Genomic DNA, 22443 nt, shown 5'->3' on the forward strand with positions numbered 1-22443 from the left:
GCATTCTCACGCGGAAAACACCTTTGGCCATGAGTGACGCCAGTTGTGGCATTGATCGTTGAATCGCTCTGAATCTTCAGTTGTCTTTGCGAGGATCGAACCATCGATTCCGGCCTCCATGAAGAGGCGAAGCGTCAGCATCCAGTGCAGCGACTGGTTCAGTGCGTGCATGCGGCGGATCTGGTCGACGCTGAGCCCGTTCTGCCCGAGACCGTGCGCCAGAGCGATGCGTTGGTTGACGACCTGCTCTTTCCAACGGCTCAAGCGTCCGATGCAGGCGGGGACAGCTTCAGCGACCGGCTCAGCGAGAGCTTTGACTCGTTGGGGATAGCTGTATTCGTGCCAGTACTGGCGTAGAGCTGTTGAAAGAGATTGAGAGACCTCTGTCGGCATGTTCGAAGCTTCAACCGCCTCCAGCGAGTTGTCGATCTGCTCGACGCTGAATCGTCGTGCATCTGGATCGAGTGTCCGGTGCAGAGCCTCTACAGCGGTCGCCAGAGACAGCGCATCTGCTTCTACAGTCGGATATTCGTTTCGGATGACGGCGGCAAGGATCTGAGGCACGGGTGTCGTGCGTTGGTGTAGATCGAACCATCGCGGAAGGAACTCGAGTCCGACGTGCGGTCGGGTGAATAGCAGTTCGCCGGCGGTCTCGGGGCCGGCCGGATCGATCTGGTAGCCGTGTACCGAGCACCAGGTATCGGCCCAAACGTCCAGCGACCGTATGACGCACGGCTTGCCGGACAACAGCGTCATGAGGTCGGCGAGGGGGCGCAGGACTCTCATTGCGATGTCCGGAAGGCTCCAACCCTGAAAGAGCTCGATCTCGAGCTGACTGGTCGTGGTGACATGGAGCCCGCGCAAGTCAGGAGGACTGTGCCGTGCTGATGGTGCGAGGGTGAGATAGCCTGCGCCATTGGCGAGTTCGGCATCAAGTGATTTGTTTCGTACATTCATGTGCCAGTCGAGCTTGAGCGGGTCACGCGGATAGACCGTGGTAGCGAGTGCGGGAAGTCTGGCCCACTCGGCGAGGTTTGTGACATCGGGCCGAACACCGCAAAGGGGCGTGTCTGGATCGGGCAGATGTTGGCCCGCGACACACCACGTGGCTTTGAGCCCTTGTCTAGACGGACCGGCGTTTTTGCCGGCAAAGAATAGGCCGGCCAGTTGTGTTTGGTGCGTGGTTTGTGCGTCCCAGAGGGTGACCTTTCGCGGTTTCATCGGGATCGAACCGAGGACGACCATGTCGTCAGGTTGATCGCTGAGCTTCACGGCCGCCTTACCTGGCCCGGTGTTCCTGATCAAGAACATTGGCGTGATCTCCGGGCTGACCTCTAGGCGAACATCAGTGCCATCGACGCTGAGCATCCCCGACACCGGAGAATCGTCGGCATCGGGCAACCAGAATTTACCTAGTGATTGAGCTGTCTTGGAAGGGAATTCAGCGTTGGTCACCTGTGAATCTCGCTTCTTCTTGGTTAGGTTCAACGGTCCGCTGCTCTGGGGTTGCGCCACTGGTGACGTTGACTGAGCCTGGCATGATCTTGTCTCGCAGGCTTGCCGCCCTCCGAGTCGGCGGGACGGACGGATCCTCCCCTGGTGCGCGTTGACTGAAGGCATTGACCATTTCGTGCCCTAGTTCCGGCCAGGCGAAAGCCGCCATCTTCCAGCAGTTGTTGAAGCCGCGTCGTTGGAAGCTGATAGCTGCGGGCCGGTAAATCTTTCTGACTGGTGGTGATTCGAAGGAGATGTTGTATTCGAAGCCGCCGATCTGGATGTAACCGCCAAGAATCTCGCTTTCAACGTTTGCCGGTCGTACCCGCACCGAGTTCCCTTTGATCCAGTAGTCCGCGTCTCGGTCGAGCATCACATACATGCCCCGGTGCTTCGGCCATTGGGCTCCCCGCCATAGGATTTCGGTCAGTGTCGCGGTGGTCACCCCGAGACGAAATCGGTAGGCGACGTGCCCGTTGACCGTGAGGGCGCCGGACTCGATCGCTCCCCAGAGAACTTTGAGTAGCCACAGTTCAAAGTACGGTCCGCTGATCAGTGTGAAGCCGTTTGGGAAATGCGGCGGCATTCCGGTATGCCAGTTCATGTCGAGCAGATCGTCTCGCAGGTGGGTGAAGAATTCCGCCGCGACCTTGTCCAGAGGCGACAGGGCCCGGTTGTGTCGACTGCACAGGATCTTCGATGACATCGAGTTGATACCGATGGTTTTCCGTTTCGGCGTTTTTCCTTGCCAGGCCGCACCTTCGACGGCGATAACTTTCTTGTCGTTGGATACGCGTTCAAGCAGGTCGTCGCTGATCCAATGCTCGCGGGTGAGTTGCTCATCGCAGTCCTGGCTGCTGCGGGCGTAGCAGCCAGGGTTGCCGTACTCGGTGCGCGGCCCAGTGATGAGAGCTGGCGGACGTTCTGCGACCCATGTGTCGTCGGTGGCTCGATGGCAGTGCTGAGCTTGCAGCCCTGAACCACATGGGCAGTCATGCTCGGGGGCGGGGCCGTAAAAGGGGTTGAACGCAACGTCAGGGTCGTGCACGACCTCTAGGAGTTCTCTCATCGGCGGCGCAGCCCTCTGGCGTGCGAAGACCGCGTTTTCAGCCTTGCGAACGCACACCGAAAGTGACGATAAGACGTCGACCTAACATGGACTCAGAAGATCGCAGTACCAGGCCGCGCGATCTGCCCATCGGCAGCCGAAACGCCTAGTCGGCCGGACCACAAGAATGCTTACTAGCGCTATCGCATCGCCTGCATGGAGCAGTTCAGCTCCTGTCGAGATGTGAATTCGGCGCGGGTGACTGTTTGCAATTCGGCGTTGCAGTCTCTGTCACGACAAGGGTTCATGCCGCCGGCTCGCGGGCACACTCACACGCCTGCGCAAATGGCGTGTAGCGAGTTGCCGGAACTCGGCCTCACCGAGCTGTCCTTTGCAGAAGGCGATTTCGATGTCGTCCCAACTGCCCGCCTTGTACGCATCAGTAGCAACGCCTCCAACGGATGCCGGGGCGCCGAAGGAGTACTGACGATTCAAGAGCTGGTTCATCATCTCGTCCCCATCGATCAGCCCTGCGACGTGTCGGTCGATGATCTCAGCAGGCGCCTGTTCAAGTTGTGAAGGATCGTCGGTGAACCGACGCAAGATACGTTGCACCGCCGGCACCGAGTAAACGCCGACGATGTCGCTGATTTGCGTGTGAGTCAGCCCACTATCGGTGGCAGCCTGGTAGATCGCGCGGTCGAGTTCACGTTTCTGCACCCGGTAGAGTGCGGCGTTGGCCGCCAGCCGAGTCAGCGCCGTCTCACTCATCCCCCGAATCACTCCAGGGTCCTATGCGCATCACAGGATGCGGTCTGCCACAGTCAAGCGCAGTGGACATCTCGCTATCCGGCTCGCCGATATCCGGGCCGACACTGATGAGCCTCAGCAGTCGGGGAACCGTGATGCCCCTGAGCGCGGCCTCGGCTTCGAGAGCACTCTTTTCCTGCGGGAGCAGGCGTACCTTGACCTGTTCCGTCAGGCGGCGATTCTCAGAATTGGACACAACCCCTCCTCAACCCACAGGAGTCCAGCGTCTCGGCGAGCAACTCAGCTAATGGTACTACTAGTAGTGCATACAGTTGCGGTGCTTACGGGATTGGGGCACGCCTGCTACCGACTTCACTGGATCTTCCAGGACCACCCTGGCAGCGCTTCAAGTTGGGAGACTCTGGTGGATGGCATGCGGCCGCGGTCGTGTGCGTCTCGTTGGGCGCGTGCCCAGTCACCGACGGGATAGTCGTCGTAGGTGTGTCCGCGGGGCGGATTGGCGTGGCCGTTCTGATCGCTGTAGCGGCGAAGTGCGTCAAATCCGCGCTGCCACTGAGCATCTAGGGGTGACCATTGCCATCCTGGCAGTGACTCCAGTGCTGCAGCTTGCTGTTCGGGTAGGGTGCCTTGCCGGTACTGATAGCGCTTGCCGGTCACCCATGCGCCGAGCCGGAATCCGTCGATGACGGTGTGTTGACTGGGCGAGGCATGCCCGTTTGCGGCCGCAAAGCTGGTGAGTGCCTCGAAACCAACGGTCCACTGCTCGCGTTGGCGGCCCCAGCTGAAGCCGCGCAATGCCTCGAGTGTGGCGATCCGCTCCTGCGGCAAAGTGCCGGCACGGAAGTCTTCTCGGCAGCGGTGGAGCCATTGTCCTAACGGGTACCCGTCAAGCTCGGCATCTTGCTGCACGTCGTCGAGACTTCGGTGGAGTTTGATGTAGCGTTTGGCGGCCAGTATCCCTTGCTTCCAACGTGTTTCGTCCTGATCCCATGTCCAGCCCGGCAGTTTGTCCAGGAGGGTGATCTGGACCAGAGACAGCTGGCCGCTGAGCTGGGCGCTGCGTTGCGCCGCCGCCCAGGCCTGGATCTCGACGCCGTCGATGACGGTCGCCTCGAAGCCAATGATGCTGCGGTGCTTGCGCGCGTAGGCCTGCACGGTGTCGTAAGCGTGGCGCCAGCTGTCGGGGCGCGAGGGTCCCCACTGCCAGCCTTCAATGCGTTCGAGCGCCTTGACACGTTTGGCGTCCAGCGCGCCGTTCCAGTAGTCGTTTCTGCACTGAACAACCCATTTGCCGAGGTCAACGCCAAATGCCCGGACACCTCGCGCGACGTCGGTGGTTCCGCGCGCATCGCGATAGGCCTTCAACGCTTGCAGGGACCGTGTCCACTGGTCGGCCTCGGAGTTGGTGTCGGTGGAACTCACGTGTAGATCGAGGGGGCCAGCCGGTATCCGGCACCACGGATGGTGCGGATGAACTCTCCGTGTTCAGCGTCGACGCCGAGTTTGTCGCGCAGCCGTTTGACGTGCACGGCCACGGTGTTGGTGTCAGAGACACGCCCCCACACGGCGTCACTGATTTCTTCGGAACTGACGACTCGGCCACGCTGCTTGATCAAGAAGATCAGCAGTTCCAGTTCACGCTGGGTGAGTTGGACTTCGCGGCCACGAACCCGGGTTTCGTAACCATCGGGATCCACATGGATGGGTCCGGCGAAGAACGTGGCCGGCTCGTCGGGGCGCTTGTCACCGCTGAGCGCGAATGGGGCGATCGCGGTGATGTCATAGGGCCGGGCGATGACCGCCGAGGCACCGGCTACGAGGACCTGGCGGGCCACGTCGTCATCTTCGGGCGCCGAGCCAACCAGGATCGGTAGGGACCACCGGCCACGCACTGCTGCGGCGATGGTGGCCGCGTCGACGATCTCGGTGCGGGCCTGCAGCACCAGCGCGTTGGGCGGTCCGGCACCGACTGTCAGCAGCGCTTCAGCGCCATCGCTGCACCACACGGTGTCGATTCCGGTGCGTGCGGCGTCCTCCATCAACTGTTCGGCGATGATTGCATCGGTGTCGACGAGCAACAGACTGCCGCGCGCAGGCCCCACGGCAGCACGAAATGCTGGCCGCGTGAACTCGTCGGCACGGCGTACCTCGATCGTCAAATCGTGTACCCCACTCTTCTTCTCACGCGCTCGCAAAACCCCCGTGCGTGATGCGCATCCCGCCGACTATTAGCCAAATCGGCCGGAGATGTAGTCCTCGGTCGCCTTCTTGCCTGGATTGGAGAACATCTTCTCGGTGTCGTCGATCTCGATAAGCATGCCGGGCTTTCCGGTGGCCTCGAGGTTGAAGAACGCGGTCTGATCACTGACACGGGCGGCCTGCTGCATGTTGTGGGTGACGATGACGATCGTGTAGTCCTGCTTGAGCGTGGAGATCAGATCTTCGATGGCCAGCGTCGAGATCGGGTCGAGCGCCGAGCAGGGCTCATCCATCAACAGCACATCGGGCTGCACGGCGATGGCACGGGCGATGCACAACCGCTGCTGCTGACCACCCGACAGACCACCGCCGGGCCTATCCAGGCGGTCCTTGACCTCGGTCCACAGGTTCGCGCCGCGCAGTGAACGCTCGGCCACCTCGTCGAGGGTCTTCTTGCTGCGCACACCCTGCAGCTTCAGCCCGGCCACCACGTTGTCACGAATCGACATGGTGGGGAACGGGTTCGGACGCTGGAACACCATTCCGATGGTCTTGCGCACGCCCACCGGGTCCACCCCGGCGCCGTAGATGTCCTCACCGTCGAGCAGCACCGAGCCCTCGACACGGGCGCCAGGTGTTACCTCGTGCATGCGGTTCAGCGACCTCAGCACCGTGGACTTGCCGCAGCCCGACGGGCCGATGAACGCGGTCACGCTGCGCGGCTGCACCGACAAACCCACGTCGGCCACGGCGTGGAATGCGCCGTAGTAGATGTTGACGTCTTTGAGGTCAATACGTTTGGCCATGAGGAACGTTCCTTGCGGTTAGCGGTTGCGGGTGAGGAGGCGTGTCGCGATCGAGGCCAGGAACATCAGGATGCCCACCACGATGATCAGCGTCAACGCAGCACCCCAGACACGCATTTGCCCGGCGGGTTGGGGGTTGATCAGTTCGGTGTAGATGAGCAGCGGCAGCGATGCCATGTTGCCGTCGAGCACGTCGAAGTTGATGGATCTGGCGTATCCCACCAGGACCAGCACCGGGGCGGTCTCACCGATGACGCGGGCGATCGACAGCAGAATGCCGCTGATGATGCCGGGCAGCGCGGTGGGCAGCACGACGCGAGCGATGGTGACCCACTTGGGAATGCCCAATGCGAGGCTGGCTTCCCGGAGTTCGTCGGGCACCAGTTTGAGCATCTCCTCAGTGGAGCGCACCACCACCGGCAGCATCAGCAAGACCAGTGCCAGCGATACGGCGAAGGCACTTTGCGGGAATCCGAGGGTGGCGATCCACAACGCGAAGATGAACAGGGCAGCCACGATTGAGGGCACACCGGCCAAGACGTCGACCATGAAGGTGGTCACCCGAGCCAGCCGGGAGCGGCCGTACTCGACGAGGTAGATGCCAGCCATGATGCCCAGCGGGATCGCGATGATGGCAGCGATGCCGGCCTGCACCAGCGTTCCGTAGAGCGCGTGGTAGATGCCTCCGGCGAAGGATTCGGGCAGCACACCTTGCAGCGAGCGAGTCCACCAACCCGATTTGGTGACGCCCTGCCAGCCCCTCTCCACCACGATGTAGAGCACCCAGAACAACGGGATCAATGCGACCCCGAATGCTGCGACGAATAGCGAGGTCGCGATGTTGTTCTTGATGCGCCGACCGACGCTCACCGAGTGGAACGTCTGGCTCTTGACCGGGCTGTCGAATGCGGTGGTCATCCGTTGACCTTCCCTCCAGCAATGCCGCGGGCGGCCGCGTTGACCACGAAGGTCAGGGCGAACAGGACGAAACCGGCGGCAATGTAGGCGCCGGTAGGCAGTGGTGCACTGAATTCGGCTGCCGCCGAGGCAATTTTGGAGGCGAAGGTGTAGCCACCGTCAAACAACGACCAGCTACCCGGCTGTGCTGCCGAGCGCAGGATGATCAGTACCGCAACGGTTTCACCGAGCGCACGACCGAGGCCCAGCATTGAGGCGGCGATGACACCGCTGCGACCGTACGGCAGCACCGTCATACGTACCGTTTCCCATTTCGTGGCACCCAAAGCCTGGGCGGCTTCGATCCGGGAGATCGGGGTCTGGCGGAACACTTCCCGACTCACCGAGGTGATGATCGGCAGAATCATCACCGCCAGCACCACGCCGGCGGTGAAGATGGTGCCGCCGCCCGCCAGCGACACGTTTCCGGTCTCGAACAGGAACAGCCAGCCCAAGGATTTGTTGAGGAAACTGGCTACCGGCTCCAGCCAGGGAGCCAGGATGAAGATTCCCCATAGACCGAAGATGATCGAGGGCACCGCGGCGAGAAGGTCGACCAGCGCGCTGAACGGTCGGGACAGGCGTGCCGGTGCGTAGTGGGTGAGAAACAGTGCGATGCCCACCGCGACCGGCACAGCAAGTGCGAGCGCGAATACCGAGCTGAGCACAGTCACCATGAACAGGTCGCGGATGCCGAACCTCAAATTGTCGGCGTCGGCGGTGTTGAACTCGGTACTGGTGAAGAAGTTGGCGTGGTTGGCCCCGAGCGATGGAATGGCGCGGATCAGCAGGAAGATCGCAATGAGTGCGATCGCGATGACAATGGTCGACCCCGCCGCGACAGCTAGCGCCTTGAAGATACGGTCACCGAGCTGGCCGCTCCCCGCGCGGATCGCGCTCGTCTTTTTGGTGGCCTTGTCCGGATCAGGCATAGATGCAGTCTCTCCCCTTTCGGGGGCCGCCGGTGTAGACGGCCCCCGAAAGGTTCCCGAGATCTCTGGCTGTAAGGCCATCAGTGATTCCGATCAAGCGATCGCGTTGACAGCGGCAGACAGCTTCGATTCGAACGCAGCCGGCAGCGGGATGTACCCGTTGTCGGCCAGGCCTTCCTGACCCGCACCGATCGTCGACTGCAGGAATGCCTTGACGGCCTGGCCGGTGTCGGCGTCGGGGTACTTCGAGCAGACGATCTCGTAGGTGGCCAGCACGATCGGGTAGGCCCCGGTCTCGGTCGGCTTGTAGAACGAAACCGTGTCCAGCACGAGGTCGTTGCCTTCACCCTTGATCGTGGCGCCCGAGATGGTCTTGCCGACAGTCTCGGTGCTGATCTCGACCGGCTCCGGGCCCGCCGAGGTGACGATCTTGGCCGTCGACAGGCCCTGGGCCTGGGCGAAGGACCATTCGTTGTAGGTGATCGATCCCGGGGTGTTCTTGATGGCCGCCGAGGTGCCCTCGTTGCCCTTGGCACCCTCGCCAACTCCGCCGGCGAACGCCTTGCCCGCACCCTTGCCCCAGGCACCGTCAGACGCTGCGTCGAGGTACTTCTGGAAGTTGTCAGTGGTACCGGACTCATCGCTGCGGAACACGACGGTGATCGGCTGCGCGGGCAGCGTGGCCGACGGGTTGAGCGCCTTGATCGCCGGGTCGTCCCAGGTCTTGATGGTTCCGTTGAAGATCTTGGCGGCGGTGGGCCCGTCGAGCACCAGCCCGTCGACGCCCTCGAGGTTGTAGGTAACCGCGATCGGGCCGAACACCACCGGCAGGTTCCAGGCGGGCGATCCACACCGCTCGGCGGCCTTGTCGTACTCGCCCTTGTCCTTGCTCAGCGGGGAGTCAGAACCACCGATGTCGGTCTGCTTGCCGACGAACTCGCTCACACCGGCGCCGGAGCCGTTGGAGGTGTAGTTGAGGGTGTAGCCCGAGCAAGCCTGCTCGTAGGCGTTGACGAACCGGGTCATGGCGTTGGCCTGCGCAGTGGACCCGCTGGCCTTCAGCGACTTCTTGCCTGCGCAGTCGACACCTGACGATGAAGCCTCGCCGGCGGCCTTGGTCGCGCTAGAACCAGATTCTGCATTGTTGTCACTGCCACACGCCGAAAGCACCAGGCTGCCTGCGGCCATCAGGCTCAGCGCAGCACCGAAACGGTTGAGCTTCACGTAGCTCCTTATTAGAGGTCAGGGTGGTCAACTCCCGTTGCCACCACGGCGGGCCAAGCCGCGGAACGGCTGTTCCGCCGAGCAGAACCGATGGCTGCTCGGGACCTGAACCTAAAGGTTGCCAGTGAACCCACAGCACAACCCGGATGAACGGAAGATGAACCACCTTGACGGCCTCAGGTCGATTCACGCTGCCCTCTTGACGGCGCCGATATAGCTCAACAAGTATTGAGTCAATATTTCTGGACTGAAATCGTCGCTCCCGCCGAGAGGTCCGCGCCTACCGCTCCATAGGTGTGGTCCTCCAGAACCCCTGACGTCCGCCACTTCGCTATAGGCCCGAAGGAGGTCACTGCCACCATGTCCGACAACGTCGCCACCCACCTGCGCTCCGACCTGTCCATCGATCAGCAGCTCGCGCTCAAGACCGCAGCGGTTCGGCTCGAAAACGAGTTCACCGACAGCTTCGGCATCGAGACCATCGAGCGATTTCTGCACTCCTCCTATGACCAGTTCGCGAGCAGGGCCTCGATCCCACGGTTTCTGCCGCTGCTGGCCGAGCGCTTCGCACGCCAACGGTTACGGGCGCTGGCCAAGGTGGAAGGCAAGAGCGATACCGGCAAGCCGACCGTGCTGTTCCTGTGCACGCACAATGCCGGTCGCTCCCAGATGGCCTTGGGATTCTTCAGCCATTTCGCCGGGGATGCGGCGGTGGCGTGGTCGGGCGGCTCGGAGCCGGGCAATGAGATCAACCCGGCTGCGGTGGCCGCGATGTCCGAACGCGGGATCGACATCTCCGGTGAGTACCCCAAGCCCTGGACTGAGGAGATCGTTCGGGCTGCCGATGTGGTGATCACGATGGGATGCGGCGATGCCTGCCCGGTCTTCCCGGGTCGCCGCTATGAGGAATGGAAGCTGGAGGATCCGGCGAGCATGAATGTCGATGCGGTGCGCCCCATCCGCGATGACATCGAACGCCGAGTTCGTCAGCTGCTCAACGAACTTGGCGTTGCCGCTCATGCGTAACCGCTTGCGCCACCGATTCCCTTCGTCGGCTTGCGCTACCCGAGGGCGCGGGGCCGGTCGCATGGGACCTCAGCCCGGCGCCCCGCTGCGTTCCGCGCTGACCGCGGCGATTGGGTGGCTGAGGGCCGGCTATGCCGAACAGGCGCCACGCACAGGGCATGCGACGTTGATCGCACTGCACGGGCCGGCGTCTCTGACGGCGCGCCAGCTCAGCTGCGCGATCGCCGCGCTCGGCGACGGCCCGTCATCTTCTGCTGACATCGACGTGGCAATCACCATGGCCACCAACCGGTTACCGACACCCAGTCAGCGTTGCGCCGTCAGCCGGGCATGGCGGGATCGTTTGTTGCCGCAGTGATCGGCGGAGCGGGTGCTGGCCATCGATCACGATGGCCAGCAACACACTCGCAGGCTCGGCGCCCACCTTCACCACCTGTGGCTGGCGATTTCCTTGAAGGTCTCGTCGTATTGCTTGGTGGCATCTCGTGCGCGATCCGGTGACCCGCCGAACAGGCCAGCACGCAACGGTTCCCACTGCTCCCCGCGGAGCTGCAGTTCATCGGCGAAGTCTTTCACCGGTTCGCAGTGACGGTGGGCATAGCGCCAGGTGGAACGTCCGAACCACTTGTTTCGGGAGTAGGACGGGCGGCCAGACTCAGCGGCCCGCATGAATCCGAGGTCCTCGTTCACGACTCCGACGGCAATCTCGGTGTAGTCGAACGCATCCTGGTAGGCGTCGTCGTCCGGGAACTGGTCTACGAAGCTCGGCTTCAAGATAGCGAACAGCCACTCGGAAACCGGGGTGTGGAACTTCCCGTACTTCTTGTTGTATCCAGCCAGGGCGGTGGCAAGGTCATCATCGGTGGTCTCTGAGCGAGCCAGGATGTGGGCCGCGACTTCGGCAGCTCCGCCGAAAGGTGTGTAGGGGCTGACGGTTTCGATGATCGCCACGCGTTTTCCCTGCAGGCGGGGGTTCGGGACCACATTGTCCACGATGAGCGCCCGGAAGTTGTCCCAGCGGCCCTGGCCACTGGATGCCATGGCGGCGACGGTAACCGTGAGGAGGCTCGGGAGGTAGCGCAGCGCGTTGAGCGAGTCGCCCACCATCTTCACCGCCTCCGCAGTGAGGGCGCGGATGCCTTTGATCCACGGCGACAGCGACTCTGGGGATCCCCAGCGTGCAGCGACCTGAAGCGATGCACAGAAAGGCTCGACCAACCGCCAGTAGTCGATCGCGGTTTCCGCAATCTGGACGATGTGCTCGTCGTTGGTGGTGCCGGAGAACGCCGAGGGGAAACGCTCGGTGTCACGCATGCCTGCCAGCATGTTGGAGATCTCCTGGGTGATCAGTTCATCGAGTTCGATCTCCCGGGACGGGTCGCGGATCATGTCTTTGGTGAGCCGCCGCAGCAGGGCTGGACGCTCGGCAGCGGCGGCTTCGCTGACTGCTGTTCGAACGGTGGCGGGGTCGACCCCGGTCAGGCCCATGGCCTTCTTGGTGGCCTCGATCAGTTTCACCACGTTCTCGGCGTAGTTGTCGCCGAACAGGTCGATGTAATTGATGTCGCGAAGCGTCCGGCCACCACCAAGATCCCATTCGGGGATCTCGCAGTCATCGAATCGCACGGGAATGAGCCAGGTTCGGCCAGGCGGGCGCAGGCGGAATTCCTCTGCAGCGAGCGTGATCTCTTCATTCTGGTAACTCTTGGGCTTGCCGGTGGACTTCGTTGAGAAGCATGCGAGGAAGGCCAGTGAGCCAGAGCTGATCGCCTCGCGGATCTTGGCCTTCCACATGTCGCCAGGCCCCAGATCGGCCCTGTCCCGCCAGTGCGGAATGCTGGCCGCGTTCAGCAGGTTGCACAGCTTGTCGACGTGATCGCTGTCTTCATGGACATAGGAAATGAACGCGTGCTCGGATGCGGACTGCTCCGTCATGGTGTTGTCGTGACCTTCCGTCTCGAAAGTTCTCCGGCCCAGCGTTCGCTGAGCCGCTCTTTGGGTGGCTTCGCAAACACTACACCTAGTGGTCATCGAGCTGGGGGCATACAACATGTTCTGAATAACATTTATGGAATTTCCAGCTCAGGACATTGCTGAGCATGCAGGCATCGGCGTGTCGCCAGAACAAAAAGAGCCCCGCACTCGACGGAGTGCGGGGCTCTCAATAGTTCATCGGTGCCCTAGGTGCCACCCAAAGGTCACGACATCGACACTGTGCAGGATCGAGCACCACAACGTCAACTACCGACAAGGGTGAGGTTGCCGAGCTCACACTTCGAACCCCGATTCGGCACCGTGACCGAAACCGCAGGCCCGCGGCACCGGATTGCGCGGGCAGACCACTCGGAGCCACGGCCCAGATCGAGGCTGGGCGTGAAAATTACTGCGATTTAAGAGAATTGGCGCCAATGGCCGACAACTGGCCGAACAAGGACGGCCCGCCTAGGACAGAAGGGGCGGCGGGGCGGGTAGACCTGGGACTAGCGGGCCATCAGCAGGTGCGCGACACGCTCAAGCGCGACTTCGTTGACCCGGTAGTAGGCCCATTTGCTGCGCTGCTCACGGCTAACCAGGCCAGTCTCGACGAGCAATTTCATGTGGTGCGACACCGTCGACTGCGACAGACCCAGGGGCTCGGTGAGGTCGCAGGCGCAGGCCTCACCGCCGGCCGAGGCGGCGATCAGTGACAGCAGCTTGACTCTGGCCGGATCGGCCAGGGCCTTGAACACCGCCGCGAGCCGTTCGGCTGCCGGCGTGTCGATCACACCGCCGGTCAGCGGAGAGCAGCACGCACCGATATCGGTGGCGGTCACCGCGACAGTTGCGCTGGCCATGACCCCAGTATGCCACACACATTGACAAACATCGATGTATCGAGCATTGTCGATGTATCGATAGTTGTCGATCCGAGGAGAGAAGATGTCCGACCTGCCCGTTGTTGTGATCGGTGCCGGCCCGCAAGGCCTGGCTGCCGCTGCGCACTTGTTGGAACGCGGCCTGACGCCGCTGGTGCTGGAGGCCGGCAGCGGGCCGGGTTCGGCGATCCAGGGCTGGTCTCATGTACGTACGTTCTCGCCGTGGCCCGAGTTGATCGATCCGGCGGCTGCCCGGCTGCTGGCTCCGACCGGGTGGGTAGCTCCGGCTTCGGGGTACCCCACCGGGCAAGAGTGGATCGACGACTATGTGGCGCCGTTGGCGCAGGCCCTCGGTGATCGGGTGCATTACGACGCCCGGGTAGTGGGCGTTTCGCGTCAGGGCCATGACCGGGTGCTCAGCACCGGGCGTGCGGAATCCCCATTCGTGGTGCGCATCAGCGATGAGGCCGGCGCGCAGTCTCGGGTGTTGGCCCAGGCTGTGATCGACGCCTCGGGGACCTGGACGCAGCCCAATCCTGCGGGCGCCGACGGTCTTCCGGCCATCGGCGAGCAGGCGGCTGCCGACGCGGGTCTGGTGACCTACATCCCCGCCTCGCGCAACCAATCTGAGAAGTTCTCCGGTAACCATGTGGTGGTCGTCGGCAATGGCCATTCAGCGATGACCGCAGTCATCGAGTTGGCCGAGGTGGTCCGCGAGGATCCGTCCACGCAGGTGTCGTGGGTGTGGCGGCGCGGCGCGGTGGGTGATGGTTTCGGCGGCGGCGAGGCCGATGCGTTGCCGCAGCGTGGCGCGCTGGGGATTCGGGCCCGGGCGGCTGTCGATGCCGGACTGGTCAAGCTGCACACCGGGTTCCGCACCGAGCGCGTCGATCGCGTCGAGGACCAGGTGGTGCTGGTCGCCGACGACGAGCGCACGCTGGCGCCGGCTGATCATGTCGTGGTGCTGACCGGTTTCCGGCCTGATCTGTCGTTCCTGTCGGAGGTGCGACTGGATCTGGACCCGATCCTGCAGGCCCCGGCCAAGCTGGCCCCCGAGATCGATCCCAACCTGCACTCGTGCGGCAGTGTGCCCCCACACGGCGCGACCGAGCTTGCCCATCCCGACGAGCCGGGCCTGTATCTGGTGGGGATGAAGTCCTACGGGCGCGCCCCGACCTTCTTGGCGTTGACCGGTTATGAGCAGGTGCGCAGCGTGGCCGCGGAACTGGCCGGTGACCACGAGGCGGCGCAGCGCGTCGAATTGGTGTTGCCCGAGACCGGTGTGTGCAGCGGCGGCGGCCTGGTTGATGACGCTGAGGCGGCCAATGAGGGCGGCTGCTGCAGCACGGCCAGCGCCCCGCAGCCGTTGACGTTGTCACTCAATCCGATCGGCGGATGACCTCACCGCGCAGTGCATCACTGCCGCCCCGCGCCGGCTCGCACGGCCCGCGCGGGGTGCTGGTGACGCTGTGTGTCACCGAGATCATCAGTTGGGGTGTGCTCTACTACGCCTTCCCGGTGTTGTTGCCCCAGATCTGCGGCGACACAGGGTGGTCGGCCTCGGCGGTGACTGCCGCGTTTTCCGCAGGCCTGCTCACCTCGGCGATCATGAGCGTCCCGGTGGGCCGAGCGCTGGACCGCCATGGCCCCCGCTGGGTCATGACAGGTGGTTCGGTGCTCGGTGTCGCCGCACTGCTGGGGATCGCCGCGGCCCCCACCTTCGGGTGGTTTCTTGCCGCGTGGGCGCTGGCCGGCGTGGCGATGAGCGCGGTGTTCTACGCGCCGGCGTTCGCCGCGCTGACGCGGTATTTCGCTCCCCATGCTGTGCGGGCGCTGACCGTGCTCACGTTGGTCGCCGGGTTCGCCAGCACTGTTTTCGCCCCGCTGACCGCAGTGCTCTCGGCGCATCTGGATTGGCGTACCACCTATCTCGTGCTCACGGCGTTGCTGGCGGTGGTGACCATCCCGGCCCACCTCGTCGGACTGCGACAGCCGTGGCCGCCGATGATCCATCACCATGCGGTGCAGGCTGCGACCCTCACGGCACGCACCCGCCCCTTCGTCGCCCTGACGGCGGCGTTCGCGCTGGCGGCGCTGGCCTCCTACGCCGTGGTCATCAACCTCGTCCCGTTGATGGCCCAGCGCGGGTTCAGCACCCAGGCAGCGGCGGTGGCCCTCGGCCTCGGCGGCGTGGGCCAGGTGCTGGGCCGGATCGGTTATCAGAGTTTGGTGCAGCGCTTCGGCGTCGTCACCCGCACTGCGCTGATCATGGGCATCGTTGCGGTCACCACCGCACTGTTGGGACTGTTCACCTCGCTGGCGGCGCTGATCGGCGTCGCGATCGTGGCGGGCATGGTGCGCGGCATCATGACGCTGCTGCAGGCCACTGCCGTGACAGAACGCTGGGGCACAGCCCATTACGGGCATCTCAGCGGAATCCTGTCAGCACCATTGATGTTCACCACCGCACTAGCCCCGTTCATCGGCGCCGCACTGGCCACCGCGCTGCACGGCTACGCGGCCATGTTCGTCGTCCTGGGCGCGGCCGCCGGCCTGGCAGCGGTCTTGGCCACCGCCACCGGCGTGGCAGCACCCGAACTCACCACCGGTACACCATCGACGAAAGAACCGTCACGGCAATGACTTCCGCCTCACCACGCGACGCGATCGTGATCGGTGCCGGCCAATCCGGACTGGCCGCCGCCGCCGCGCTACGCGACCGCGGCCTGCACCCGCTCATTGTGGACGCTCGTGGTGAACCCGGCGGATCCTGGCCGGACTACTACGCCAGCCTGACCCTGTTCAGCCCCGCCCGCTACAGCGCGCTGCCCGGCGTGGCATTCCCGGGCGATCCCGACCGCTATCCGCATCGCGACGACGTCATCGACTACCTCCGCGGTTATGCCGCAGGGCTGTCTGTGGACATCCACACCGGCGATGCGGTCACCACCGTCACCGGCGACCCGAGTGGCTTCACCGTCTTCACCGCCGCGGGCCGGCAGTGGAGCACACCGATCCTGATCGCCGCGACCGGAAGCTTCGCCAAGCCCTACCTGCCCAGTTTCCCCGGAGCCGACACGTTCACCGGCCAACTGCTGCATGCCAGTGCCTACCGAAGTCCCGACCCGTGGGCCGGGCGGCGCATCGTGGTTGTGGGCGCCGGCAACTCGGCAATTCAGATCGGTGCCGAGCTGGCTGAAGTCACCGACGTATCCCTGGCCACCCGAGACCGGGTGCGGTTCATTCCGCAGCGACCGTGGGGTCGCGACATGCACTTCTGGTTCACCGTCACCGGCCTGGATGCCGCACCGATCGGCCCGTGGCTGAACCAACCGCCTACCGTTCCGGTGTTCGACCACGGCACCTATCGGGACGCGCTCACCGCCGGTCGTCCCGACCGGCGACCGATGTTCCGTCGTCTCGACGGCGACTCGGCGGTGTGGGCCGACGGCACCCGCGAACAAGTCGACACCGTGCTGTGCGCGACCGGGTATCGGCCCGCGCTGGACTATCTCGCCGACCTGGGGGCACTCGATGACCGCGCGCTGCCCCGACAGCGGCGCGGGTTGTCGCGCACTCACCTGGGGCTGGGCTTCGTAGGTTTGGAGTGGCAGCGGTCCCTATCTTCGGCGTCGCTACGCGGCGTCGGCCGGGACGCCACCTATGTCGTGGATAAACTGCTGGCCCGCAACCCTTCCCGCCAAGGCGCGTGGCAACGACGAGCAGCCACGGGTGGCTGCGCGGCGGATCGGTGCGCTCAGCTGACGGCACGGAGATCACGTACCTGGTGCGTGGTGAGGGCCCGGTCCTGGTAGCGGTGCATGGCGGCCTGGGTACCGCACTAAGTCTGATGCCGCTGGCCGACCATCTCACCGACCGGTTCACGGTCGCCCTGATCAATCTGCGCGGCCACGGAACCAGCCAGCGTGGCCTGTCACCGCCACACATCGACCGCTACACCGAGGATGTCGGCGCAGTCATCGACACGCTTGGCCCGATCGATGCCCTGTTCGGCTACTCGTTCGGTGCTGTTGTCGCACTGGAAACCGCGCTGTCCGCACCAGATTTGGTGCCGCGCCTGGCGCTGTATGAACCACCGCTGCCGATCACCTACCCCATCCCGGATCCGGAGTGGATCCGCGGCATGCTCGACGCAGGACGCTACGAGGAGTTGGTCCTGGATGCGCTGGGCCGCGGGGGCGGCGGACTCTCACCGGCCGAAGTTGCTGCCGCACGGGACAACCCGTTGTGGCTGGCCAACGTGGCCCATGCCCCCACGCTGCTGCCCACCATGGAGGTGCTGTCGGGACTGCCCGCTGATCTGCGCCGCTACGCCACCCTGCACACACCCACCACCCTGGTGTCGGGCACCGCCAGCGCGGCGTTTCTACACCAGGCCATCGACCTGCTCACGCACGAGCTTCCCCACGCCACTCTGGTGCAGCTGACCGGCCAAGGCCACCACGTCGCGCCCGAGCCCTTGGCCGAGGTGCTGAAAACGCAGTGATGGTCCACCGGCGGGATGCGAGCAGACCAGCGTTCGCATCCCACCGGTGCCTGGAGGTGTCAGCGCGCGGTCTGGTTGGGGATCCCGCCGCGGAGCAGCTCGTGGGTGGTCGGGGTGTCGGTCGTCAGCCACAGACGCAACAGATGGCGCCGCCGGCTCAGTTCGTCGTGGTCGGTGTATTGCTCGCGTGAATGCAGCACCGTGGTGTTGTTGAGGATTTGCACGTCGCCGGGCCGAAAGTCCATTTCGATGTGAAAGCCCGGATCGTTGGCGATGTTCTCGACCAGGCGCAGCGCGGCCAACTGGTCATCGGACAGTCGAGGTGCGCCCGCGTGCTGTTGGGAGTCGCGGATGTACCAGGCGATGAAAAACAGCCGTGGGACGCCGTCGATCTCGGTGATCGGTGCCAGTTCGAAGAATTCGGGTTCACCGGCAGGCTGTTCCCCGTTGCGGCTCCACGGCATGGGTTGATACATCACCTCCACCAGGTGCGGGTCTTGGCGCAACATCTCGTTGTAGACCGCGTGGGCGCTGACAATCTTTGATTCGCCACCGGTTTTGGCCGGATGTAGACACAGCAGGCCGACCAGATCTGAACCGTCGCTGTGGAAGTCCTGGCGCAGATTTGTCCGGTACTTGCGCACACCTGGGCCGTGCTGGCCGCGCTCATCGCGGATATGGGTGAGCAGGTTGGCGTGGCGATCCTGACCGACGGGCTGGCCCAGCAGGCTGCCCAGCCCCAGGTAGGCGTGCTCAATCTGAGCCTCGGTGAGGTCTTCGATCGGGAAGTCGCGCAGCCGCACAAACCCCGCTCCCCGCTGCAGCATGGCCGCCCACCGCGCGGCTGCCGGGGCGAAGTGACGTGCCAGGTCCTGCTGCGCTCCGCCGCGCCCGTAGTCGATGAGAGCCCGGCGGTCCGCGGGCGAGAGGTCGATCGACCATGCGTGCTCATCGGGAAAATCGGCGGGCGTCCACACCGACGGCAAATCCACTGGCACTGAAGCGGTCACGGGAGAACTCCTTCTCGAGAGGGCGAACGATGGGATTGATTGGGTTAGCAGCAGGTAGCCAACACGCCGCGCAAGGCGTCGAGGGCAGCGACATGGGCCCGGTAGTAGACGTTCATCCCGCGTCGCTGCGACAGCGCCAATCCCGCCTTCTTCAACTGGCCGAGATGGTGGCTGACGGTGCCGTCGGACAGACCGACGGCGGTGGCCAGGTCTTGAGTGCACAGCTCACCGTCGCGGGCGGTCAGCAGGATCGATATCAGCCGCAGCCGAGCGGGGTCGGCCAATGCCTTGAGACGCAGCGCGAGCGCGACGGCGACGTCCTCATCCATCGGCGCCGCGGAGATCGGGGCGCAACAGATCGGGGCACTGACATCGATAACAGGCAACGCCTTGGGCATGCCGCCAACCATAACCATCTATTTGATATATATCAAATAGCTCAGTGCCGGATTCCCGACGTCGAGCACGGTGGCGGCGGTGCTCGCGTTGACGTGCGTGTCGGCGGTGGCTGCGACACTGGGGGCAGCGGCCGCGCCGGTGTGCTGGGCGGGTTGCTCGGATGCGCCGGGGGTCGGCCATCTGCAGGGGCGGTCGACATGGGGGCGGTCGTGGACAGTGCGGTGATCGATGGGACCGATCCGGCAGTCGTGGTGTCGGCGCAGGAGTTGCGGGCCTGGACCGATGCCGAGGTCGAGGCCGCGACGTTTCGGTGCTGCGGCTGCAGCGTCGAGATGTACCCGAAAGCCCACCGCCCCGACCGACGAGTGCAGGCGCACTTTGCCACCAAACCGCTTCGCCAGCATGTGAATTGCACCCTGGTTGATGAGACCGCCGCTGCCGGTGGCGTGATCGCCGGCGGTTCCCCTGGCCGACTGCCGGTGCTGCGTCCGACCCGGCTGGTCGAATCCGAGGACCGCAAGATCAGCGGGGAACCCGCCGCCAGCTTGTCGCCGAGTGCAGATCGCCGCCGCACCTCGCTAGTGCCGGTATCGGCGACAGGTGACGTACGCCGGAGAACGTCGGGCAGCGCGATCGCCCGATCGATCAGGCCATTCGCAGCGGCGTTTCTGGAGATGAGCGCCGAGGAGCGCCGAGGGTCGCCGATCGAGCTTCCGGGCGTCAACGCCGACCGGTACCAATTCGCGTTCAAAGGACTCCCGCGCCGCGACATCGTCCGGCTGCCGCATCGGCGGGTGCTTCATGCCCAGCTGCGCTGGACGGGGCAGATCTCCGACGTCGACGGCATCTACCGGGTTGAACTATATGCCGGAGAAGGTTACGACCCCGACTCGCGCCGATTCACGCGGCCGTGGACGCTGGTAGTCGACCATCGAGACTGGACCTCGGGGCAGCGCAACCATTTTCGCGATGAGTTCGCCTCGGTGTCGGGTGCGGCACGTGATCATGGCTTGACGCCGTGGGCGTTTGCGCTGGCCGATCAGAATCCCGCAGAGCTCACCGAATTGACCCTCACCCGCCGCGCGTATGTCGCGTTCTTACCCGGTCAGTGAATCGCCACCGGGCGACCACCCTCACCCCCGGACGGACACCCACGGACTGTGTCAGGTGTCCATCGAGTCGTCGAGCAGGTCACTGGCCGGCACTCCGAGCACCTCGGCGATGTCATAGAGCCGCTCAAACAACAGCCCGCGCTTGCCGTGCTCGACGTGGATGAGCACATTGCGCGTGACGCCCGACTCCAGGGCGAGCGCTTCCTGGGTTAATCCTCGTTCGAGCCGCAAGCTGCGGATACGACGTCCCACAGCGCGGCGGCGCTGGGCCCACTGGGCGGCTCGTTCGGGGTCTGTCTGACTGGGTCGGGTCGGCACGCCACCCAGTAGTCAGTTCAGCAACACAAGAGTCTGCCCTACTAGTAGTACATTGGACTGGCGGGGTCTCAGGAGTGGCTTTTCCGAAGCGCCGGTGCGAGGAGGACCTAGGCCCGGCCGCGCAGGAGGCGGGTGACCGCCAACCAGACGCCCTCCAGTGCCCTCCTGAGACTCCGCCCCGCTTACTCAGATCCGTGCGTCAGACGCTGGCGCCCTCGCCCGGAGCGCAGGCGCGTGAGCGCAACGGCGCGAGACCGGTTGTTGCCGAAGATGGTCGGCCTCACTGCGGGGCCGCGGCTAGGTGATGCTGTCGACTGCTGTCGAGACCTTGGATTGAAAGTCGGGCGGCAGCGGGATGTAGCCGCTCTTGTTGAGCCCGGTCTGGCCGGCGGTGATGGTGGAGTGCAGGAATGCCTTGACTGCCTTGCCTACCTCGGGGTCGGGGTATTTCGAGCAGACGATTTCATAGCTGGCCAGCACGATTGGGTAGGCGCCTTTTTCGGTGGGGAGATAGATCGGTTTCAGGTCCAAGACGATGTCGTTGCCCTGGCCGGTAATTCCGACCGAGGAGATGGTTTTGCCGACCCAGTCCGAGCCGATGTGCACGATGCCGGCAGAGGTCCGGATGTCGGCGGCGGCCAGTTCCTTTTCGATGGCATAGGACCATTCGTTGTAGCTGATGGCACCCTCGGTGTTTTTCACGACCTCCGAGGTGCCCTGATTGCCAGGTGCGCCCTGCCCCGTGCCGCCCTGGAATGTCTTTCCGGCGCCGTGGGTCCACGCACCTTCGGAGGCAGCCTGCAGATACTGCTGGAAGTTGTCGGTGGTGCCAGATGAGTCGCTGCGATAGACGACATGGATGTCGAGGGCGGGCATTTTTCCGTTGAGTGCCACGAGCGCCGGGTCGTCCCATCGGGTGATGGCGCCGGTGAAGATCTTGGCGATGGTGGGTGCGTCGAGGGTCAGCACGTCGACCTCGCTGAGGTTGAACGTGATGGCCAGGGGGCCGAAAGCGGCAGGCAGGTTCCAGGCGTCCGAGCCGCCGCAGCGTTGCTTGGCAGCCGCGTATTCCTGACCTTGTAGCGCAGTGTCTGATCCGCCGAAGTCAGTTTTGCCGTTGAGGAATTCTTCGACGCCGGCTCCTGAGCCGTTGGCGGTGTAAGTGACCGTTTTGCCCGGACAGGCATCCTCGTAGGTCTTGATGAATCGGGTCATCGCGTTGGCCTGCGCGGTGGATCCGCTCGCGGTGAGGGTCGGCGTGCCCCCGCAGTCCACCGTGGCGTTCTTGGCGTAGGGCTGCACGGGTCCGGTGGTGGCGCACCCAGCCAGAAGCAGTGCCCCGCCAACGGCCAGAGCTGCCGCCGTGCGGGATCGGCGAAGTGTCATGTCGACTGTGTCCTTTGCGTTCGTCTGGATAGGGGTGGATACGTGTTGGCCTGGGCAGTCAGCCGCACATCGCTGCGGGTTGACCAAGCAGGTGGGACACGGTGTGCGCCGACAACGGCGTGGCCACGGTGCCGTGCCGCGGCGTCGATTCGGGCCGCACCATTCGCCTGCGGCCCGTCCGCATATCGCTCAGCCATGATTGCCTCAATGATGATTGAGTGATCTCGTGATGGGCAAGTGCCGTAACGGGATTCGCCGGGTGATGTCACCGAGCATTCATCTCCCGGGTGGTGGGAGTTCATGCATCGACGCCCCGAGGGCGAGCGGTGCGATGCGTGCACGTTCGTGTCCGTCCGACTGCGGCGCGCACCGCGGGTCGCAGTCCCGAGGAAGCCCAGA

The 22443-nt window shown here is 64.2% G+C and carries 22 protein-coding genes; 7 read left to right on the forward strand and 15 right to left on the reverse strand.

Going from position 1 to position 22443, the window contains the following annotated elements; all coding sequences use genetic code 11:
* Window positions 1-6 precede the first annotated feature (6 nt).
* The 9 genes from BN2156_RS28640 to pstS (BN2156_RS28680) all read right to left on the reverse strand — a co-directional run bounded on the left by BN2156_RS28640 (window position 7) and on the right by pstS (BN2156_RS28680) (window position 9431).
* Entirely contained in the window at window positions 7-1455 is a 1449-nt protein-coding gene (locus BN2156_RS28640; protein ID WP_159402873.1) for an ApeA N-terminal domain 1-containing protein, read from the reverse strand.
* Window positions 1442-2620 carry a hypothetical protein gene (locus BN2156_RS28645; protein ID WP_234792322.1) on the reverse strand — a complete coding sequence of 393 codons (1179 nt, stop codon included), beginning with the start codon at window positions 2618-2620 and terminating at the stop codon, window positions 1442-1444. Before BN2156_RS28645 ends, BN2156_RS28640 begins: the two co-directional genes overlap by 14 nt.
* Before the next feature lie 213 nt (window positions 2621-2833).
* Complete coding sequence (locus tag BN2156_RS28650) at window positions 2834-3313, reverse strand: hypothetical protein (protein WP_044520447.1); 480 nt, start codon at window positions 3311-3313, stop codon at window positions 2834-2836.
* A 351-nt stretch (window positions 3314-3664) separates the two neighbouring features.
* The gene (locus tag BN2156_RS28655) at window positions 3665-4735 is read right to left on the reverse strand and encodes a helicase associated domain-containing protein (RefSeq protein ID WP_044520448.1); all 1071 of its coding nucleotides are present in this window, start codon (window positions 4733-4735) and stop codon (window positions 3665-3667) included.
* Window positions 4732-5472: a winged helix-turn-helix transcriptional regulator gene (locus BN2156_RS28660; RefSeq protein WP_044520449.1), complete on the reverse strand. Its 741-nt coding sequence runs from the start codon at window positions 5470-5472 to the stop codon at window positions 4732-4734. The genes BN2156_RS28655 and BN2156_RS28660 overlap by 4 nt, the downstream gene beginning before the upstream one ends.
* 69 nt (window positions 5473-5541) lie before the next feature.
* Entirely contained in the window at window positions 5542-6318 is a 777-nt protein-coding gene (pstB, locus tag BN2156_RS28665; RefSeq protein WP_044520450.1) for a phosphate ABC transporter ATP-binding protein PstB, read from the reverse strand.
* Between the two features lie 18 nt (window positions 6319-6336).
* Window positions 6337-7236, reverse strand: a complete 900-nt coding sequence (gene pstA, locus BN2156_RS28670) for a phosphate ABC transporter permease PstA (RefSeq protein ID WP_044520451.1) — start codon at window positions 7234-7236, stop codon at window positions 6337-6339.
* On the reverse strand, window positions 7233-8207 hold the full coding sequence (gene pstC / locus BN2156_RS28675; RefSeq protein WP_044520452.1) for a phosphate ABC transporter permease subunit PstC: 975 nt from the start codon (window positions 8205-8207) through the stop codon (window positions 7233-7235). Before pstC ends, pstA begins: the two co-directional genes overlap by 4 nt.
* A gap of 93 nt (window positions 8208-8300) precedes the next feature.
* On the reverse strand, window positions 8301-9431 hold the full coding sequence (gene pstS, locus BN2156_RS28680) for a phosphate ABC transporter substrate-binding protein PstS (protein WP_005086293.1): 1131 nt from the start codon (window positions 9429-9431) through the stop codon (window positions 8301-8303).
* A gap of 360 nt (window positions 9432-9791) precedes the next feature.
* Between pstS (BN2156_RS28680) and BN2156_RS28685 the strand changes: the two genes are divergently transcribed.
* Window positions 9792-10457, forward strand: a complete 666-nt coding sequence (locus BN2156_RS28685; RefSeq protein ID WP_044520453.1) for an arsenate reductase ArsC — start codon at window positions 9792-9794, stop codon at window positions 10455-10457.
* Between the two features lie 61 nt (window positions 10458-10518).
* Window positions 10519-10815: a DUF3349 domain-containing protein gene (locus BN2156_RS28690; RefSeq protein WP_044520454.1), complete on the forward strand. Its 297-nt coding sequence runs from the start codon at window positions 10519-10521 to the stop codon at window positions 10813-10815.
* Between the two features lie 68 nt (window positions 10816-10883).
* On the opposite strand, the gene BN2156_RS28695 is transcribed toward BN2156_RS28690, so the two are convergent.
* Together BN2156_RS28695 and BN2156_RS28700 are read right to left on the reverse strand one after the other, a co-directional pair.
* Window positions 10884-12392, reverse strand: coding sequence for a toll/interleukin-1 receptor domain-containing protein (locus BN2156_RS28695; RefSeq protein WP_044520455.1), 1509 nt, complete (start codon window positions 12390-12392; stop codon window positions 10884-10886).
* A 545-nt stretch (window positions 12393-12937) separates the two neighbouring features.
* Window positions 12938-13291 carry an ArsR/SmtB family transcription factor gene (locus BN2156_RS28700; protein ID WP_084388662.1) on the reverse strand — a complete coding sequence of 118 codons (354 nt, stop codon included), beginning with the start codon at window positions 13289-13291 and terminating at the stop codon, window positions 12938-12940.
* 85 nt (window positions 13292-13376) lie between these two features.
* Between BN2156_RS28700 and BN2156_RS28705 the strand changes: the two genes are divergently transcribed.
* The 4 genes from BN2156_RS28705 to BN2156_RS28720 are packed head-to-tail and all read left to right on the forward strand — an operon-like array spanning window position 13377 to window position 17819.
* Window positions 13377-14711, forward strand: coding sequence for an NAD(P)-binding domain-containing protein (locus BN2156_RS28705; RefSeq protein WP_044520458.1), 1335 nt, complete (start codon window positions 13377-13379; stop codon window positions 14709-14711).
* A complete protein-coding gene (locus BN2156_RS28710) occupies window positions 14708-15955 on the forward strand; it encodes an MFS transporter (RefSeq protein ID WP_090518279.1) in 1248 nt (415 codons plus the stop codon). The genes BN2156_RS28705 and BN2156_RS28710 overlap by 4 nt, the downstream gene beginning before the upstream one ends.
* Window positions 15952-17127, forward strand: coding sequence for a flavin-containing monooxygenase (locus tag BN2156_RS28715; RefSeq protein ID WP_234792321.1), 1176 nt, complete (start codon window positions 15952-15954; stop codon window positions 17125-17127). Before BN2156_RS28710 ends, BN2156_RS28715 begins: the two co-directional genes overlap by 4 nt.
* Entirely contained in the window at window positions 17064-17819 is a 756-nt protein-coding gene (locus BN2156_RS28720; protein ID WP_235625532.1) for an alpha/beta fold hydrolase, read from the forward strand. The genes BN2156_RS28715 and BN2156_RS28720 overlap by 64 nt, the downstream gene beginning before the upstream one ends.
* A 59-nt stretch (window positions 17820-17878) precedes the next feature.
* Here the strand turns inward: BN2156_RS28720 and BN2156_RS28725 are convergent, their stop codons facing one another.
* Both BN2156_RS28725 and BN2156_RS28730 read right to left on the reverse strand, forming a co-directional pair.
* Window positions 17879-18829, reverse strand: a complete 951-nt coding sequence (locus tag BN2156_RS28725; protein WP_044520459.1) for a TauD/TfdA family dioxygenase — start codon at window positions 18827-18829, stop codon at window positions 17879-17881.
* A gap of 44 nt (window positions 18830-18873) precedes the next feature.
* The gene (locus BN2156_RS28730) at window positions 18874-19227 is read right to left on the reverse strand and encodes an Rv2640c family ArsR-like transcriptional regulator (protein ID WP_044520461.1); all 354 of its coding nucleotides are present in this window, start codon (window positions 19225-19227) and stop codon (window positions 18874-18876) included.
* Window positions 19228-19425: 198 nt separating this feature from the next.
* Here BN2156_RS28730 and BN2156_RS28735 point away from each other — a divergent pair, with 198 nt between their 5' ends.
* Window positions 19426-20340, forward strand: coding sequence for a hypothetical protein (locus tag BN2156_RS28735; protein WP_234792319.1), 915 nt, complete (start codon window positions 19426-19428; stop codon window positions 20338-20340).
* 51 nt (window positions 20341-20391) lie between these two features.
* On the opposite strand, the gene BN2156_RS28740 is transcribed toward BN2156_RS28735, so the two are convergent.
* Together BN2156_RS28740 and pstS (BN2156_RS28745) are read right to left on the reverse strand one after the other, a co-directional pair.
* Window positions 20392-20658, reverse strand: a complete 267-nt coding sequence (locus tag BN2156_RS28740; protein ID WP_072278586.1) for a helix-turn-helix transcriptional regulator — start codon at window positions 20656-20658, stop codon at window positions 20392-20394.
* Window positions 20659-20955: 297 nt separating this feature from the next.
* A complete protein-coding gene (pstS, locus tag BN2156_RS28745; RefSeq protein ID WP_005086308.1) occupies window positions 20956-22044 on the reverse strand; it encodes a phosphate ABC transporter substrate-binding protein PstS in 1089 nt (362 codons plus the stop codon).
* Window positions 22045-22443: the final 399 nt, after the last annotated feature.

The sequence above is a fragment of the Mycolicibacterium neworleansense genome, from assembly GCF_001245615.1.
GTDB classification, from domain to species: Bacteria; Actinomycetota; Actinomycetes; order Mycobacteriales; family Mycobacteriaceae; genus Mycobacterium; species Mycobacterium neworleansense.

Excerpts from the sequence above, each read along its gene's own strand:
- BN2156_RS28710 (WP_090518279.1), top strand. The coding sequence starts at position 14,708 with ATGACCTCACCGCGCAGTGCATCACTGCCGCCCCGCGCCGGCTCGCAC.
- BN2156_RS28735 (WP_234792319.1), top strand. The coding sequence starts at position 19,426 with ATGGGGGCGGTCGTGGACAGTGCGGTGATCGATGGGACCGATCCGGCA.
- pstB (WP_044520450.1), bottom strand. The coding sequence starts at position 6,318 with ATGGCCAAACGTATTGACCTCAAAGACGTCAACATCTACTACGGCGCA.
- BN2156_RS28700 (WP_084388662.1), bottom strand. The coding sequence starts at position 13,291 with ATGGCCAGCGCAACTGTCGCGGTGACCGCCACCGATATCGGTGCGTGC.
- pstA (WP_044520451.1), bottom strand. The coding sequence starts at position 7,236 with ATGACCACCGCATTCGACAGCCCGGTCAAGAGCCAGACGTTCCACTCG.
- pstC (WP_044520452.1), bottom strand. The coding sequence starts at position 8,207 with ATGCCTGATCCGGACAAGGCCACCAAAAAGACGAGCGCGATCCGCGCG.
- BN2156_RS28690 (WP_044520454.1), top strand. The coding sequence starts at position 10,519 with ATGGGACCTCAGCCCGGCGCCCCGCTGCGTTCCGCGCTGACCGCGGCG.
- pstS (WP_005086308.1), bottom strand. The coding sequence starts at position 22,044 with ATGACACTTCGCCGATCCCGCACGGCGGCAGCTCTGGCCGTTGGCGGG.
- BN2156_RS28685 (WP_044520453.1), top strand. The coding sequence starts at position 9,792 with ATGTCCGACAACGTCGCCACCCACCTGCGCTCCGACCTGTCCATCGAT.
- BN2156_RS28705 (WP_044520458.1), top strand. The coding sequence starts at position 13,377 with ATGTCCGACCTGCCCGTTGTTGTGATCGGTGCCGGCCCGCAAGGCCTG.
- BN2156_RS28715 (WP_234792321.1), top strand. The coding sequence starts at position 15,952 with ATGACTTCCGCCTCACCACGCGACGCGATCGTGATCGGTGCCGGCCAA.
- BN2156_RS28650 (WP_044520447.1), bottom strand. The coding sequence starts at position 3,313 with ATGAGTGAGACGGCGCTGACTCGGCTGGCGGCCAACGCCGCACTCTAC.
- BN2156_RS28730 (WP_044520461.1), bottom strand. The coding sequence starts at position 19,227 with ATGCCCAAGGCGTTGCCTGTTATCGATGTCAGTGCCCCGATCTGTTGC.
- BN2156_RS28695 (WP_044520455.1), bottom strand. The coding sequence starts at position 12,392 with ATGACGGAGCAGTCCGCATCCGAGCACGCGTTCATTTCCTATGTCCAT.